Origin of the sequence: Halobellus salinus, assembly GCF_014646875.1 — an archaeon.
Classification (GTDB): domain Archaea; phylum Halobacteriota; class Halobacteria; order Halobacteriales; family Haloferacaceae; genus Haloquadratum; species Haloquadratum salinum.
The window spans coordinates 1-17,089 of sequence record NZ_BMOC01000030.1; the positions used below are offsets into that span (position 1 = coordinate 1).

A 17,089-nucleotide genomic window follows, 5' to 3' on the forward strand; every position below is an offset into this window, starting at 1 on the left:
CGTACTCCGCGAAGCTGCCGCCGCCTTCCGGGGCGGCAGCTTCGTCGGGATCGTCGCAATAACTTTTTACCAACGAAACCATCTCCTCGGTGAAGCGGGTGGTGACGTTCATCCAAACTGCCACTCACCCGCTTCAACTACTTTGATTTACCGGCCTATCCCGACGCTGTCTAGTGATTCAATGGAGCCGGTTGACGAGAACGTGATCCGCATCAACGGTGACGATTACTGACTGTACGTACCGCCGGTCCTGAAACAAGCGAAATATTATATCTCAAGCTATCCGAGTCGATAAAAACACAGACGATATGATGGTTTTCCCGAGTTCGATCACCGATCCCACTCGATACTGTCGAATTTCTCGTCAGCGACGCAGATTATTGGATGAAATCCTGTGCAGAAGACAAATCACGATTTTTGACGGTTCTACTTAAATATCAAAATCCAATTAAATATAGATTTTGTAAACAAATCGATAAAATTGCTCGCCACCGTTATTTTCGATCTCATCGAACCGCCGACACCGGAACCGCGGCTCCAGGGCCTCGCCGCCTGGCACCATTCGTGCCAAAATCAACGCGAATACTCGCCCGGGCAAACGGCGGTTCTCAAAGCTGGATGGGCGAAACTTCGTACGCGACGACAACGCGCTCGCTCGGCGGCGACGTGCGAGCCGTGGAGTGGTATCGACAGTTTCGCGAACCCGTTCCATCGCGGCGTTTGCACCTGAGTGCTCATCGAGTGACCGCTGCACTACGTTTCCGCAGCGGACCACTCAGTCGGACAGCCGTCGGGCCAAGACGAACAGGCCCATCGAGAGGATACTGATGAGGCTCATTACGAGGAATGCAGGTATGTAGGTCCCGAAAGCGTCGAACGTGACGTTGGCAAGATAGGGGCCGAGAGCGCCAGCGAATGCCGTAGAGATCGATGCGACGCCGAAGAGACCATTCAAATTCTGCGAGCCGAACATCTCTATCATAACCGGCGTCATAAGTGCACCGAGACCACCGAAGCCCAGACCAAACGCCAGCGAACCTGCGAGTACCACCGTCGGCTCGTGTACGAGTGCGATCGGAACGGTTAGAATTCCCATCGCGATTGTGCTTGCCGCGAGCACGAGGGTCGTATCCAGTCGATCCGCGAGGAAGCCAGAGACAAATTTCCCGATAGTGTTGGTCGCACCGATAGCACTGAGAGCGAGGACACCGATGCCTCGGTCAACCCCCACCGATTGAGTGAACTCGACGAGGTTAACGGTCATCGATAGCGGGGTGAGATATCCCCCAAGAAACGCGAGGAAAAAAACCGCGAACGGCCAAGAGAAGGCGACCGACCGCAGATCGTCCAACTGCTGGCGCGCCGATACGCGTGACGCACTGTCAGTTGTCGATACGAATTCGGACGACGTATCGGCGCCTATCTGCTCCGGGCGGTCAGCGATGATGGCGGTCGCGACAGTCAGGAGTCCGGTAACGAAGATCGCGAGTGCGAAGTAGGCGCGTTGCCAGCCGATTCGAGAGATTAACCACCGTGATAGTGGCGGCATCAGCATCATCCCAATACCTGCGCCAGCCGTCGCAGTCCCCGTTGCGATACCGCGTCTACGTTCGAACCACAGGACTGGCGTCACGTAGGAGATGACCATGACAATACTGAATCCGAACCCGACCGCGAGCCCATAGAATATGAGTAGCCCAAGATAGGTGGGAAACAGGCTCGTTCCGAACAGCCCGGCGATAATCAGCAGAGACCCGATACCAAACAGTCGTCGGGCGTCGTAGCGGTCGATAGTGAATCCGAATACTGCGGCGCCGAGGTACATCGTCACCGACTGCAGCGAGAATATGAGTGAAGTGTTGGCATAAGACAGGCCGAAAGCCTCAACGAGATGGCCGAAGAAAACGCTAAACGAGTACAGTAGACCGTAGATCAACAGCCCACCGAGGAAACACGCGGCGACTACGAACCAGCCGTAATAGCTGTCGAGACTGAGCAACAGAGGGCGAACATCGATAATCCGGGCGAGTACCTTTCGCATACTGAGAACGTCTGAATCGGTTGAAACGGGATTAGCCGTCGGCGTCGTTGTGGAGCCCCTCGATCGCTGTCGACATTTCGTCTTCGTCTAGATGACAAGCGATGCCGTGTTCGCTGCTTTCGCCCTCACCGGTCGGCTCCACCTCGGGACAAGATTCCTCACAGACAGACCCAATTTTCTGCGGACAGCGCGTGTGGAACGAACACCCGTTGGGTGTGTTCCGCATACTCGGGACGTCTCCCTCGAGCAGGATCGGGCTGGATTCCTTGTGTGGGTCGAGGTTGGGGATGCTGGAGAGGAGAGCGCGCGTGTACGGGTGGTACGGCGGCTCGAAGATGTCGTCCCGTCGGCCGGACTCGACGATCTCGCCGAGATACATAATCATAATCCGATCGCAGATGGCGCTGATGACGCTCAGGTCGTGGCTGATGAGCAGGTAGGTGGTTCCGTACTCCGCTCTGAGGTCCGACAAAAGATCGAGGATGTTGGCCTGCACGCTCACGTCGAGCGCCGAGACCGGTTCGTCGAGAACGATGAACGATGGGTTCGGGGCGAACGCGCGGGCGATGGCGACGCGCTGTTTCTCGCCACCGGAGAGTTCGTGCGGATATCGTCGCACGTACTCGGGGCCGAGATCGACCTGTTCGAGGAGTTCGACGACGCGGTTCGTGCGAGCCTCGGCATCCGCGTCGGTGAACATCCGTAGTGGTCGTTCGATGATCTGTCCGATGGTCTTTCGCGGATTCAAACTGGAGTGGGGGTTCTGGAAGACGATCTGACACTCCGAGTAGAACTCCCGCATTTCAGACGAGTCGAACTCGCCGACGTCGTCGCCCCGGAAGGTGACGGTTCCCTCGGTCGGTTCGAGGAGACTGAGAAGGGTCCGACCGAGGGTACTCTTGCCGCTGCCACTCTCGCCGACCAATCCGACCGTTTCGGACTCGCGAACTGTGATGTCGACGTCGTTGACGGCCTTGACCGGAGGCTCCAAGTCGAAAAAGCGCTCGAAGGAGGTGTCCTCGAAGAGCGTGCCGACGGTCGACGGCTCGTCGAAGATCTTTCTGAGGCCGGTCGCCGACAGGAGTTCGCCACCGGCACTGGCTCTGTCGTACGTCCCTCGCTTGGGCTGGATCGGGTCCTCGACGGCGGCTTCCCACCGACGGCAGCGGGTTTCGTGGTCGTCGGCCACCGTCTCCATCGCGATACTGCCGGTTCGACACTCCTCGGTCGCGAACGCACAGCGGTCGGCGAAGGTACAGCCATCATCCAGGTCCGTCAGGTCCGGGATCTGTCCGGGAATAGCCGTCGGCGCCTTGTCGGAGCCGATTTCCGGGGTTGCCGCGAGCAGTCCCTGGGTGTAGGGGTTCGACGGATCGTCGAAGATGCTGTAGACGTCGCCTTGTTCCATCAGTTCGCCGGCGTACATAATACTGACCCGGTCGGTAATCTGTGCGATGATTTCGAGGTTGTGCGTGATGAGAACGATGGTCGTCTCGTATTCGTCTTTGAGATCCTGAATAAGCTCGACGATTTTCGACTGGGTGGTGACGTCTAGTCCCGTCGTCGGCTCGTCGAGAATGAGCAGCTCGGGACTGCAGGACAGCGCCATCGCGATAAGGACGCGTTGCTGTTGTCCGCCCGATAGTTCGTGGGGGTACTGATCGGCGTTGTATTCGGGATCGGGGATGTCGACCTCGCGGAGCATCTCGATGGCTTGCTGGTGTGCCTCCGAACGCGAGACGTCTTGGTGTGCCTGGATGGTTTCGGCAACCTGTTCGCCCACCGAGAGGCTCGGGTTTAGCGAGGACTTGGCGTCCTGGGCGACGTGTGCGATGTCGTTGCCACGGAGCGATCGGAGTTCCGACTCCGAGAGCTCTTGCAGATCTGTCCCGTTGAACTGGACGGTTCCGCTGGTGATTGACCCGTTGTCACCGAGGTACTGCAGGATGGCCAGCGCCAGCGTGCTCTTTCCGCTACCGCTTTCGCCGGCGATGCCGTGCGTCTCGCCGCGGGCGACGTCGAGGGACACATCGCGGACGGCGCGGACGTTACTTCCCGGCGTGGAGTACTCAACGTGGAGAGAGTCGATGCTAAGTACCGTTTCGTTCGATGTCGTCTGCGTTTGTTCCAGTTGCATAGTCAGTCACTCCGCGTTTGCGGGTCGAGAATATCTCGGAGGCCGTCTCCCAGGAGATTGAACCCCGTGACCGTATAGGCCAGCGCTAGACTCGGCCACAGCAGGAAGTACGGTGACTGGTAGACGGTCACGCGCGCCTGCGCGACCATATATCCCCAGTCGGGCGCGGGAGGCTGGGCGCCCAGTCCGAGGAACGACAGCGAACTCCCGACGAGCATCGCGAAGCCGACGCGGATCGTCCCCTCGACGATAATGGCCGAGGTGACGTTGGGGAGGATTTCCCGGAATATGATCGAGACCGTCGATTCGCCCCGTGCCTCGGCGGCCTTGACGTACTCCTCGTTTTTCACGGAGATCGTGCTACTCCGGACGACCCTGGCGATTCGGGGGAAGTACGCGATGCCGACAGCCAGGATCGCATTCCAGATACTCGACGAGAGCGTCGTCAGAATGAGCAAACCGAGCAACAGCGACGGGAAACTCATCAGCGCGTCCATCAGACGCATAACAACCTCGTCGACTTTTCCGCCAAGGTAACCGGTAAGCAGTCCAATCGGGACGCCCAGCGCCAGTCCGAGCGCGGACGCGGACACGCCCAGCAGGATGGTCGACCGGCCCCCAACGATGACCCGAGCGAGGATGTCACGGCCGTACTGGTCCGCTCCGAGCAGAAACGAGCTACTCGGGTCGAGGAACGACGGCGCGGCGAACCTGCTGGCCGGATCCGTCACCGTCGGGTCGGTCACGAGGTACGGGCCGAACACGCTCACGAGGATGGCCGACAAGACGATGAACGCGCCGCTGGCGGCAACCGGGTTGGTGAGGAACTCACGGGCGAACGTACCGAGACGGGTAGAGATCGATGGGTTCCGGTAGGACTCCGTTTCGACCGACATTATTCCTCACCACCATAGCTGATGCGCGGGTCAAGATATCCGTACAGGAGGTCGGCCCCGAGGTTGGCGAACGCATACGCCCCGGCGATGACGAGAACCACGAACTGCAACAGCGGCAGGTCTCGGTTCTGGATTGCAAAGACCACCAGCCGACCCAGCCCGCTGATGGCGAAGATCTCTTCGACGACGACGAGACTGCCCATCATCCAGCCGAAGTTGAGCGCGAGAACGGTAATCGTCGGCAAGAGACCGTTCCTAAGGACGTGTTTGTAGAGCACGCGGCGGCGACTGACTCCCTTGAGACGCGCCGTTCTGACGTAGTCCGACTGGAGCACCTCGATAATCTCGGTTCGTGTTTGCCGGAGCACGTAGGCCGTGATGAGTAATGTGAGCGTCGCGACTGGAAGGATCATATGGCTGAGATAGGGGACGATGCCCTCCGACAGCGGGACGAACCCTGAGGCCGGGAAGACGTTGAACACGGGTCCAGCCAAGAGCAGTATGAGCAGTGTTCCGGTGACGAACTCCGGCAGGCTGACGCCGACGTAGGCGACGCCGCTTATGATTCGGTCGACGATCGTGTCGCGCTTGAGCGCGCTGAGGACACCGGCCGAGATGCCGATAACCATCACCACGAGGAGCGTGAAGACAGCGAGTTGTAACGACGTGAACAGGCGCGGAACGACGATGTCGATGACCGGTTCCTGACGGACGAGACTCGTTCCGGCGTCGCCCGTGAACAGGCCGCCGACCCAGTCGAAGTATTGCTCGTACCAGGGTTGGTCCAACCCGAGCTTTTTCTCCAAGGCGGCGACCGAGTTCTCATCGGCGCTCCTACCGAGGATCAGCACCGCAGCGTTTCCCGGAAGGATGATTGTCGAGGCGAAGACGATGGCCGACACGAGGAACATCGTCAGGACGAGGTAACTGAGCCGCTTTAGGAGATACAGGTGAAAGTCCGTGATCTTCATAGGCGCCCTCCGAATCGCATCCCTCGTTTCGTGCTCATTACTGGGTCGGTGCGTCGTCACCGAGCGAGACCTGCTGGCTCCGGACCCACTTCTGGGTCGGATACGGGTCGAACCCGTTCACGTACTCCTGCTGGGCGGTCAGCGCGTCGATGTAAAACGAGATGACGCTAGGACCGCGTTCGTGAAGTATTTGCTGACAGGTCGCGAGGTGTTCGTTGCGTTCTTCTTCGGTCTGAGCCGAACGTGCCGCGTCGGCAGCCTGGTCGAACTCCTCGTCGCTCCAGTGGGCCTCGTTCCAGGAGCCCTCGGAGTGCCAGACCTGCAACAGCAGCGTGTCGGTCGTCGGCCGCTGGGTGTACCAAGACGTGTAGAACTGTGCGTTGAGCCACGTGTTCGAGATCCAGTTATCGTAGCTTTGCTGTTGGACGTTGATGGTGACGTTGGGGAGCTGGTTGAAGTGCTCGGCGGCAATAACCGTGGTGTCCAGCACCTTACTCGGGCTACTCGGCGCGTAGAAGTCGAGTTCGATGGGATCGCCACTCTCGCCGTATCCGGCCTCTTCGAGGAGGCGTGCCGCTTCGTCCAAGTCCTGCGTACGCTCGGGCACGTCGCTGTGGCCCGGATATGCCGGCCCGATAGGATTGTCGTATGCGACCGTGCCGAGGCCGCTGGCCGCCCCGTTGAGGAGCGCAGATCGGTTGACGGCCAGTTTGAACGCGGTCCGAACGCGGTTGTCGTCGAAGGGCGGCTTGTCCGACCGCATCTGGATGACGGTGAAGCCGCTCGCGTCGATGCGTTTTGAGTTGACGCCGGACGCGCTTTTGATTCGGTCCCACTGGGACCGCGACGCGTTCCAGAGGATGTCGACGTCTTCGTTCCGGAACGACGTGACCTGTGTGTTGGTGTCCGGTAGCTGGGTGATGGTCACCTTGTCGAGGTACGGCAACTGGTTTCCGTCCTCATCGGTCAGGTAGTAGTCGTCGTACGGTGTCAGGACGGTCTCGTCTCCCGCGCTGAAGCTCTCCAGTTCGAACGGTCCGGAGCCGAAGTCGGTCGTCGCCATCTCGTCGCGGCGGTTCTCGATGACGTCGGCCGGGTAGATGGGAGCGACGGTCCTCGCCCACCGTCGCGGAATCAGCCCGTCGGATGCCGAGAGGTTGAACCGGACCGTCGTGTCGTCGACCACCTCGGCGCTTTCGAGTGGCCCCAGCGATCCCTTCCCGGCCGCGGTCGAGTCCTCGGCGTAGATGGCGTTGGCCGTCGCCGCGATGTCCTCGGCGACGACGCGATCTCCGTTGTGGTGCCAGGTCGCGTCCTCCCGCAGGTAGAAGGTCCACTGAGTCGCGTCCTCGTTGGCTTCCCAGTCGGTCGCTAGGTCGGGACCCACCGTCAGGTCCGGCTTCATCCACGTCAGATAGGAGTTCAGCGATTGGATGATCAGCCGCTCGTGTTTCGAGTCGAGTTGCCAGCCGTTGAGCGTGTCCGCGCTCGCGATGGCGCTGAGGCGCAGATGCCCGCCTCGGTTGAGTTCGCCCGCCGGGGTTTGTGTCGACTCTTCTCCACCGCTGTCGCCACCACCGTCGTTAGTCCCCTGACTCTCCCCGCCACTCATACAGCCCGCCAGACCCATCGCCGCGCCTGCTCCAACTCCCTTGAGCAGGGTGCGTCGATTGACGGCACTCACGTTCATAGGCTGCGCGGTAGTCTTGTCGCGCATACTATGCTCGTTTAGATCCAAGTATATAAAGCTATCTCCGGTCAGCTCCAAGTGTATCCCGGAACTTCCCTCGATACCGGTTTACCACCCGATACCTGTCCGTGCCGCGAGAGACGAGGTGTCAGCGCGAATGCGGCGACCACGACGGCGCAGAGGAGTGGGGAACGCCCCGTCGAAGCGGTCCGCGTCGACGAACCCGACGACGACCGTCGAGCCAGCTAAACCGGCCGCCAAAAAAGACCGTGCGAAACTGGCCAAGTCGACCACCTTCGACGTGATCCGGGAGACGCCCGCCGAAGGCAATTCAGTCAACGGTGAGCATCTCGCGGACGTTCTGGACCGTGAGTACCTCGATTGCCTCCCGGTCGAGCGCGTTCCGCTTCGGGGACGACTGCTGGAGTCTGGGGACGATATTGTCCAGTAGGTGTGCGTATCCGCGTCCGCCGTAGGTCGCCAACTGCGTCTTCCGCCAGACGTCGTGCGAGAGGAGTAACTGGTCGTCGTAGCCCGCCTCGTACAGTTCGACGACCCGGTTGATGCGGTCCTCGTCGAGCGGCCCCACGTTCTCGACCTCCTGGTAATAGTCGTTTTCCGTGCCTCGATGGCCGATCATCCCGAAGTCGTCGAACGCGAGGAAAACGCCGCGGTCGCCGATCGAGGTGTGATAGTCCAGCGATCCTTCGTTGCGGATTGTGTCGCTGAGATGCCCCATAACGACGTTCTCCAAGTTCGCCCCTTCGTCTTCGAGAACGTCTAAGATGTCGTGTGCTTCCTCGTAGTTGTAGGGCGGGTGGATCGTGATCGGGACGCCGGTGCGCTGCTGGGCGATTGCGGCACCCCGAAATGCTTTCTTCTCGTTGTCGTTGGACACAAACCCCTTAGTTGCGCCGAGTTCACCGATGATGCCGGCCCTGACTCCGGTGTCGCCAATACCGTTCTCGATGTCGCTCACGATCTCCGCTGCTATGTCGGATTTCGACTTCTCGTCCATCGTAGAGGGATGCGTATCGGAAATGTAGTAGCCACACCCGGCAATCACGTTGACACCCGTTCGTCGGGAAACGGTTCGAAGCCCGCTGGGATCGCGATGCAACCCGACGGACGTTACGTCGACTATACTGTCTCCGCCGCGATCGTGGAATCGCTGGACTTCCGATGCGATGGTCTCGACGTCGTCTAACCGGCAGTTGTCGTAAGTGTATGGATTGTCTCGAAGCCGCGAGAGTGTCTCCATCGAGACGTCCTCGTGCAAGAACCGATCCTGCAATACCGACCGCGACCGATCGTCGTCGATCCACCCACTACCGTCCACAAACAGGTGTTCGTGCGGGAGCGTCACTCCGAGGGAGTCTGGTGCTATCTCTCCATCGACTGTAATGATGCGACCCATACAACCGGGGTCGTAACCGCAATACAAACGCTTTCCGGTGAAATCGCAATTCGCGTGTGGGTGTACTCGGTTACGGGAGTGTATCCTGTCTCACTTCAGGTCCGCATCCTCGAACCGAGTAATTGACTCGTGCCATCGGTCAGGAACAGAGACGGTCGACTCGGATTCGCTGTCGAAGAGCACTTGCACCGTCCGTCCCGTCGCGGCGAGTGTCGCTTCTGTGTAGATCTCGTACTCCATCGTGATGCTCGTGTTTCCGAGATCAGTGACCGACACGCGCACCTCGACCTCGTCGGTCCCTTCGATGGGACACCGGTAGTCGATCTCGAGATGGACTAACGGGGTCTCTTGGTGAGCGGACGTTCCGCCGACGACAGCGTCGTAGTACTGACTGCTCGCCTCTCCGAGATACGTGGCGTAGACAGCGTTGTTCACGTGGCCGAGTTTGTCCAAATCCCGGAACCGAACCGGAATGTTCGCTTTGTAGCTCACGGATTGAGTCGATCACATAGGTTCGAACCGGACCAAGGTAACATCGTCCGTAACGTGGTCGAACACCGCCTCCAGTTCCATCCCGATCTCAACGTCATCGACGTCGCAGTTGACGACGTTACTGACGAACCGGACGCCGACGTCGAGATCGACGTATCCCATAACGTAGGGTAACGCCGGTTCGTACTCGTAGACTTCGACGACGCGGCGGGGAATGCTGTAGCTGTACAGCGTCGCCGTTCCGTCGGACTCGATCCACTCGATCGCTTCCGACCCGCAGTACTGGCACCACGGCCGAGGGAAGTGCTGGCGTTCGCCACAGTCGCTGCACTCCTGGATCAACAACTGTTCCTCTTGCAGCCCTTCCCAGTGGGGACGGGCATACTCTACTTGGTCGATGTTTGGTAGCGGTGGGTGCGGGTCGCACTCTAAGCTACTGTGGTGTTCACGCATGGGTTTCCTCCTCGTTTGTCAGGATGACACAGCCGTGTCCGGTGGTGTTAGTTCCGTAGCCGAGATTCGCCAGCCCGGTAACGACACCGCGACGGGGGTCGTCTATCTGCCGATTCTCCGCGTTGCCTTTGAGCTGTCGGACGGCCTCGTTGACCTGTATCGCACCGGCACCGACGCCGGGTTGACCGGCCGAGAGCTGTCCGCCGCTAGTGTTAAGCGGGAGATCACCATCGTATCGCAAGTCGGTCTCCTCGACGAACGGACCGCCTTCTCCCTTCTCGCAGAAACCGAGGTCTTCGAGCTGTTCGACGACCATAATGGGGTAATCGTCGTACAGCTGCACGAAGTCAATATCTTCGGGACCGCAGCCAGCGTTCTCGTAGGCGATGTCGCCGGCCGTTCCCATCCCGGAAACGGTAACGTCAGGTTTCGGCGAGACATCGTTCGCGTAGTTGAACCCGGCCCCTTCGACGTACACCGGATTGTCGGTCAGTTTCTTCGCTCGCTCCTTTGTCGTGAGGAGATAACCGAGACCGGCGTTTACCCGCATAACGCAGTCGTACAAACGGTGGGGGTCGGTTATCATCGGCGATTCGTACCACTCCTCTATAGTGAGTTCCTCATCGAACGCAGCGAGCGGGTTCAACGTCGCGTGATACCGCTGTGTGACTGGGACCTCTCCCAATTGATCGAACGTCGTTCCGTACTCCTCCATATGTCGTTGTACTGCGTGTGCTGCGCGCTCGTTCGGCCCCTGACAGCCGTAGGGGAGGAGGTACTGCTTCATATATCCTCGCGGGTCGGGATCCCAGGTCGGCCCGTCGCTGTCCTTGTTCTTGTGGTATGGGTCCATCGGCAGGTCACACAGCGAGCAGATGACCGTTTCAGTGACGCCGGACTCCACAGCCATCGCTGCCTGCGCCAACAGACTACTGGCAGACACGCCTCCGTCGCGCGTAGTTGTAAGCCACTGAACGTTGAACCCGAGCGTTTCGAGGAGGCGGATGGGGTACGACTCGTCTGTCGGTGCGTATGGCAGCCCCATCGCCCACCCGTCGACGTCGGACTTCTCTATCCCGGCACTGTCGAGCAGATCTCTCGAGATGATCTCGTTGTACTTTTCGAGACTGTGATACTCGTTACCGCGTTCGATCTTTCCGCGACTCTTTCTCGTCTCCGTGATATCAACTATCGCTACGTTTTCAAATTGCATCTGTGGCACTCCTCATTAAGCGAATCCACGTTTGAAATAGCTTTCAATAAGTTTTTCCCACGATCCGGATCGGCTGGAGTGCTCGCTCCAGTACCACGCGGTAAATTTGAACGCAGCATCACCGTCTATGAGCTCCCCGCCTTGATACCCATCTGTAGCGGTGTTGGAAGAATGGCTTCCTTGTCGACGGTTCCTGCGGCGGTACGGGGTAGTTCATCCAGAATGCGGAAGATATCTGGAACCTTGTAATCAGCCAGTTCGGACCGGCAGAGCGCCTCGAGATCGTCTTCGGTCACCCGGGCTCCGGACGAGGGAACGACCGCTGCAAGCACGCGCTCACCAAGTACGTCGTCAGGGAAGTTAGTGACCGCTGCCTCGACGATGTCGTCGTCTTGGTTGAGCACCTCTTCGACTTCACTCGGATAGATGTTCTCGCCGCCCCTGATTATCATATCCTTCTTCCTGCCGAGCAATCGAATGATGCCGTTCTCGTCAACGGTACAGATGTCTCCTGTGTGGTGCCATCCGTTATCGAAGACCGCATCCGTTTCTGCGGGGCGGTTCTGATACCCGTTGACGATGATCGGGCCCGCCATAACGAGTTCGCCTTCTTCCCCAGGTGGCAGCGGCTCCCCGCTCTCGTCAACAATCATAAAACGCATCACCGGCGTCGGAATACCGACGGCATCGGGGTTATCCGTGGTGTACTGGTCGGGAAGCATCGCAGCGAGACCTGACACGCTTTCGGTCTTCCCGTAGGAGTTACACAGCGACACGCCCGGGAACGCATCCTGCAACCGCTCGATAGCGTCGGTGGGCATCGGTGCGCCACCATAAGCGAACGTATCGACAGAAGCGGTGTTGTACGCACTCACGTCACATTTTTCGAGTGCAAGAATGTAATTCGTCGGTACTGCCATAACGTAGGACGGGCGTTCGTCTTCCATCAACTGCAGAAATGATTCCGGCGAAAATCCTGTCGGGAAGATGCCCGTTCCCGCTACTGCGAGAACGCTGATCAGTCCTGAAACCAGCGCCATCACGTGAAACAGTGGGGTCGGAAACAGCCCTCTCGTTCCGTCTTTCAGTCCGAAGCAGGCGGCGTTGTTGAGGCCGCCGTTGACGAGGTGAAAGTGATCTCCGGGAACTCCTTTCGGAAGTCCCGTCGTCCCCGACGTATAGAGGACGCAGAATTCGTCGTTCTCCTCGGGGCCGACTGTATCAACCGGATGGTCGCTTTCCAGGGTGTCGAACGGTTGATACATCTCGGTGTCACCGACGACGAACGTCGCCTCGGTTGATAGGGTATAACTGCTCTCTTCGAGAGTGTCCAGATACTGCTCAGCCACGACGACCACAGCCGGTTCCGAGTCGGTTAGGATATGCTCAAATTCGCCCGTCGTGTGACGCACGTTCAGCGGCATCACGATCGCTCCGATTCGAGCGGCCGCGAAGAACACTTCGACGAACTGTGGACAGTTCGGGAGGATAATCGAAATCCGGTCGCCCGGATCGACACCGTTCGCTTGCAATCCAGCCGCGACTTGCTCAACGCGCTGTTTGAACTCGCGGTACGTGTAGCGTTTGTTTTGATCAGGGAACACCACGAACTCTCGGTCCGGCGCCTGTGACACTGCCCGCTCAAAAAGCGCATATATCGATCTGGGGCGATCCTCGTACGCACGGACCATATTGCCGTCGTACTGCACTAATTCGAGATCTGGGAACGCTTCGAGATCGTGTTGTACGACCGAATCTTCCCACTGAATGGTTCGCTTCCCATAGCCGAAATCCGCCATACAACCCGAGTTCTATAACCAAATATAAATAATTTACTCTGCAGAGGGCTGCGTCGGGGTCGCATATTACCAGTCTCTTTGTAGACTGAACAAAAGAGGATCATTCCGTAAATATCAAAATCTCTCGTCCGATATTATCCCGAATTATCCTTATTGTTATCTCGTACCAAGATAGACTGCCACATACCAGAGTGTGCACCGAGTTGGATCTACATATATCGAATTCGTCGAACTGCTTTGAGTACCCGCGGACGGTACTGCCCAGATCGGGCGAGAGAGTGAGGGCCGCTGTTCGCTGATATCTATGCAATACTGTCCCGCCGAGTAGGTGTTTCCCGAAGTTGAAACTCGTAGAGCGGGGAGAGATACCCGAATTGCGTTGCCGCCGGTGAGAGAGTAATCCGAGTGAATGACCAGCGCGATAACTGTTTGCTGCAGTCAATGGTACTGTTTAGTGAGGAGTGAAACCGCCAGAAACGGAGGGAGAAGACTTCGGAAGCGCCCACGCTCTCGACTCGATGGGCTCGCCGCGCTCCTCGTTGCTCACTCTATTCGCTCCTGCGGTACTCGCATCACCCGTCTTCACCGTCACTCGCTCCGCTCGTGACGAGCATCCGCTCGCGTCGCTCGCGGAGACGTCGAGAGCGCGGCCCTTCCAGTTCTTCCCGTCAGCAGTTCTCCGACCAGCAATCGCGTAACTAAACACAACCAGTCAAGCGGTTGTGCCGTCGGATTTCTATCACGTGTACACGTGTTATCATCGGCCCGTTTCTGTCTGAGTGCTGAACGGCCGCAGTTCGGTTTGGCATATGTGGATGGAATGTGCTCGATAGACCCCAGAGCTGACTCCGGACACTATTAAACGAAACGAGAGTCCCACGAAAAATGACGAAATAAGGTCCCGAGAGGATTCGATATGTGCGGAAAGTTGAAATGGATGTGCTCAGTACGTCTTGCCATGGGTAACGAAGGTACACGAACGATAAAGACCGCCGACCGCTTGTTGGCGCTGGTAGAGGCACTCAACGAACTCGAACAGACTGGGGTGACCGAACTCTCAGACTATGTGGACATACCAGTCAGTACTACTCACCAGTATCTCGCTAGTTTAGAGACGAACGAGTATGTGATCAAACAAGACGGCAAGTACCAACTCGGATTGAAATTCTTGGAACACGGAATGAAACTTCGGGAGAACTCACCGCTCTATGAGAACAGCCAATCTATTCTCGAAGATCTCGCCGAAACGACGGGTGAAATCGCTTGGCTTGTCGTCGAGGAACACGGACTCGCGATCAACTTCGAGCGAGTGGTTGGAGAGCACGGACTGAACAAGTTCCGTGGACACATCGGAGGGAGAAGCAAACTCCACACTCACGCCGCCGGCAAAGCGTTGCTCGCTAAAATGTCTCCCGACCGTGTCGACAAGATCGTCGATGACCACGGCCTGTCCCCTCAGACGAGACAGACAATTCAGGACCGAGAGGAGTTGTATACCGAACTCGAAAAGATCCGTGAACAGGGTTACTCGTTCAACGACAACGAAACGGTACCCGGGATTCGATCTGTGGGCGCCGCGATTACGGACTCTAATGACGAACCCCTGGGTGCAATCGCCGTCGGTGGCCCGGACAATCGTCTTGATGGGGCGTACTTCCGCGAAGAGCTGCCCGAACTCGTGTTAGGTGCCGTTAACGAGATTGAGCTAAAGATGTCAGTCGACTCCCCTTGGTGACCGGGTCAACACAGGAATCAGCGGGACTGGCACTAAGAGTTAATACGTGGATGGTTCAAATCAACTGCTGTGACGGAAAAAAGTTCGAGTGAAGCTATCAGAGAGAGGCACGCATCCGCACAAGCTCGTGCAACAGACGATAGAGCGTTCGCGGCGTGGATAGACGGCGAGACGTACGAAACCGACGAGACAGTCAGCACATATGATCCGGTAGTCGACGAACAGATTACGAGCGTATCGGTCTGTGACGCATCCGACGTCGAAGCCGCGGTAGAGGCAGCGTGGGACGCTTACGAGGGCGAATGGAACGGGACGTCGCCGCCCGAGCGCTCGCGGTTGCTCTTCGAGTGGATAGACGCCCTGAAGGGCCAGGTGGACGAACTGGCGCTATTAGAGTGTCTGGATACGGGCAAGCCGATTACGGATGCCCGCGCCGAAGTCGAGGGTGCGATAGACACGCTGGAGTACTATGCGTCGGCGTGTCGGACCCAAACCAGCAAGACAATCGAAACGGGTGATAACCTGCACCTCTACACCCGTCACGAACCATACGGCGTTGTCGGGCAGATAACGCCGTGGAACTTCCCGATATGGGCGGCCGCCTGGAAGCTTGGTCCGGCGCTAGCAGCGGGCAACTGTTCGGTGCTGAAGCCCTCAGCGACGACTCCGCTGACCACCATTCGTATGGCACAACTGTCGCGGGACATCCTCCCCGAAGGGGTGATTAATGTGATCCCCGGAACCGGTCGGAAAACGGGTGGTCCACTCGTCGAACACGACGACGTCCGGAAGGTGTCCTTCACGGGAAGTGTATCGGTCGGAGAACACGTAATGAAATCCGCCGCGGAGCACATCGCCCCCGTAACGCTCGAACTCGGCGGAAAGTCTCCGTTTATCGTGTTCCCCGATGCTGACCTGGAGACGGTCGTTACGGCGGCGGCGGACGGCATCTACTACAGCACAGGCGAAATCTGCGACGCCTTTTCACGGGTGCTGGTCCACGAGGATGTCGCCTCAGAGTTTATTGAGCGATTCGTCTCGCGCGCGAAGGAGTACGTTCTCGGGGATCCACTCAACGAGGAGACAACGATGGGGCCACTCACCTCCGAAGAACAGTTCGAGACAGTCGCCGACTACGTCGATATCGGCCAAGAGAAGGGTGCAACTCTCCGTACTGGTGGCGACCGTCCGAGCGATCCAGAACTCGCGGATGGCTGGTACGTCGAACCCGTGGTGTTCACAGACGTCGATAACGATATGCGTATTGCGACCGAGGAGATATTCGGACCGGTCCAGACGATTCAGACGTTCGGGAGTTACGAAGAGGCGATGAAACTCGCCAACGATACCGAGTTCGGTCTCGCGGCGGGAATCGGAACCGAGAGCACCGACATCGTCCATCGGGCCGCAGCCGATCTCGAAGCCGGACTCGTCTACGTCAACGAGTACGGACCGATCCTGCCGGATGCGCCGTATGGCGGCTTCAAACAGTCTGGCATCGGTAAGGATCTCGGCGGGGAGGCGCTGGATCACTACCGTCAGACGAAGTCGGTCTACGTCAATCTGGATGATCCGACCCTCTAGAACGTCGAGGCAGAAAAATACTGTTTGCGATGGTGAGGTCGCGTTACGTTTGGAGTGAGGTGCGCCAGCGACGAAGCCTTGGGCCACGGCTCTGCTGTCGGTGATTCCATACGGCTGAAAAAACAATTGTAGAAAGATGATTGTCCTGTCATTAATAACAAAGAGTTCTTCTTATGTTACTTTGTCCCCGTGTACATTTATCTGGAACCGAGATCCATCTTCCGTACAGAGTTTCACCAAGTAATCGGCGTCGCCAACGAGGAATTCGGCAGTATCGAGTTGGGGATCGGCGATCGAACGCAGGCAAACCCGTCGCGTTGTTCGTGTTATCACCGTTCAAAATGGATTGAAACGCGGTATTTCGATTGTTTCAAGCTCAGCGCCATAAACAGTCCATAGTCGTCGCCGTTGATGCGGATCACGTTCTCGCCAACCGCATACTCATCCGCACCCACCGTTGAGATCGCCTGTAGATCAGCCCCGTACATCTATAGTAGTCGTTAGAACTTTCAGCACAGAAAGTCGTACAGTAGCTAATGGACCATCTCGACGAGATCTCCGTCGAAGAACTCCAAGACGCGCTTGCCAACGTTGACGGAAACAAGCCGACTCAACGGTTGCTGGCTGCGATCGCGCACAAAAACGGCGTCACACAGACGGA

At 58.2% G+C, this 17,089-nt stretch carries 13 protein-coding genes and 1 pseudogene; 3 read left to right on the forward strand and 11 right to left on the reverse strand.

Annotated elements, in window-relative coordinates; all coding sequences use genetic code 11:
- Positions 1-775: 775 nt before the first annotated feature.
- The 10 genes from IEX72_RS14515 to IEX72_RS14560 all read right to left on the reverse strand — a co-directional run bounded on the left by IEX72_RS14515 (position 776) and on the right by IEX72_RS14560 (position 13,109).
- The gene (locus IEX72_RS14515; protein WP_188788603.1) at positions 776-2,041 is read right to left on the reverse strand and encodes an MFS transporter; all 1,266 of its coding nucleotides are present in this window, start codon (positions 2,039-2,041) and stop codon (positions 776-778) included.
- A 31-nt stretch (positions 2,042-2,072) separates the two neighbouring features.
- Positions 2,073-4,178 carry a dipeptide ABC transporter ATP-binding protein gene (locus IEX72_RS14520; RefSeq protein WP_188788606.1) on the reverse strand — a complete coding sequence of 702 codons (2,106 nt, stop codon included), beginning with the start codon at positions 4,176-4,178 and terminating at the stop codon, positions 2,073-2,075.
- Between the two features lie 2 nt (positions 4,179-4,180).
- Positions 4,181-5,074 carry an ABC transporter permease gene (locus IEX72_RS14525; RefSeq protein ID WP_188788608.1) on the reverse strand — a complete coding sequence of 298 codons (894 nt, stop codon included), beginning with the start codon at positions 5,072-5,074 and terminating at the stop codon, positions 4,181-4,183.
- Positions 5,074-6,045: an ABC transporter permease gene (locus IEX72_RS14530; protein WP_229663858.1), complete on the reverse strand. Its 972-nt coding sequence runs from the start codon at positions 6,043-6,045 to the stop codon at positions 5,074-5,076. Before IEX72_RS14530 ends, IEX72_RS14525 begins: the two co-directional genes overlap by 1 nt.
- Before the next feature lie 37 nt (positions 6,046-6,082).
- Positions 6,083-7,762 carry an ABC transporter substrate-binding protein gene (locus IEX72_RS14535; protein ID WP_188788610.1) on the reverse strand — a complete coding sequence of 560 codons (1,680 nt, stop codon included), beginning with the start codon at positions 7,760-7,762 and terminating at the stop codon, positions 6,083-6,085.
- Between the two features lie 304 nt (positions 7,763-8,066).
- Positions 8,067-9,152 carry a phosphotriesterase family protein gene (locus tag IEX72_RS14540; protein ID WP_188788612.1) on the reverse strand — a complete coding sequence of 362 codons (1,086 nt, stop codon included), beginning with the start codon at positions 9,150-9,152 and terminating at the stop codon, positions 8,067-8,069.
- A gap of 90 nt (positions 9,153-9,242) precedes the next feature.
- Positions 9,243-9,644 carry an acyl-CoA thioesterase gene (locus IEX72_RS14545; protein WP_188788614.1) on the reverse strand — a complete coding sequence of 134 codons (402 nt, stop codon included), beginning with the start codon at positions 9,642-9,644 and terminating at the stop codon, positions 9,243-9,245.
- A 12-nt stretch (positions 9,645-9,656) separates the two neighbouring features.
- Positions 9,657-10,097, reverse strand: a complete 441-nt coding sequence (locus IEX72_RS14550; RefSeq protein ID WP_188788616.1) for a Zn-ribbon domain-containing OB-fold protein — start codon at positions 10,095-10,097, stop codon at positions 9,657-9,659.
- Positions 10,090-11,310 (reverse strand): thiolase family protein, encoded by a 1,221-nt coding sequence (locus IEX72_RS14555; protein WP_188788617.1) that lies wholly within the window; start codon positions 11,308-11,310, stop codon positions 10,090-10,092. Before IEX72_RS14555 ends, IEX72_RS14550 begins: the two co-directional genes overlap by 8 nt.
- A gap of 125 nt (positions 11,311-11,435) precedes the next feature.
- Positions 11,436-13,109, reverse strand: a complete 1,674-nt coding sequence (locus IEX72_RS14560; RefSeq protein ID WP_188788619.1) for a class I adenylate-forming enzyme family protein — start codon at positions 13,107-13,109, stop codon at positions 11,436-11,438.
- 958 nt (positions 13,110-14,067) lie between these two features.
- Here IEX72_RS14560 and IEX72_RS14565 point away from each other — a divergent pair.
- Positions 14,068-14,844 carry an IclR family transcriptional regulator gene (locus IEX72_RS14565; protein WP_188788621.1) on the forward strand — a complete coding sequence of 259 codons (777 nt, stop codon included), beginning with the start codon at positions 14,068-14,070 and terminating at the stop codon, positions 14,842-14,844.
- A gap of 69 nt (positions 14,845-14,913) precedes the next feature.
- Positions 14,914-16,428 (forward strand): aldehyde dehydrogenase family protein, encoded by a 1,515-nt coding sequence (locus IEX72_RS14570; protein ID WP_188788623.1) that lies wholly within the window; start codon positions 14,914-14,916, stop codon positions 16,426-16,428.
- Between the two features lie 329 nt (positions 16,429-16,757).
- On the opposite strand, the gene IEX72_RS14575 is transcribed toward IEX72_RS14570, so the two are convergent.
- Complete coding sequence (locus tag IEX72_RS14575; RefSeq protein ID WP_188788625.1) at positions 16,758-16,916, reverse strand: hypothetical protein; 159 nt, start codon at positions 16,914-16,916, stop codon at positions 16,758-16,760.
- Between the two features lie 48 nt (positions 16,917-16,964).
- Between IEX72_RS14575 and IEX72_RS14580 the strand changes: the two are divergent.
- Positions 16,965-17,089: pseudogene (locus IEX72_RS14580) on the forward strand (IS630 family transposase); the annotation flags it as partial.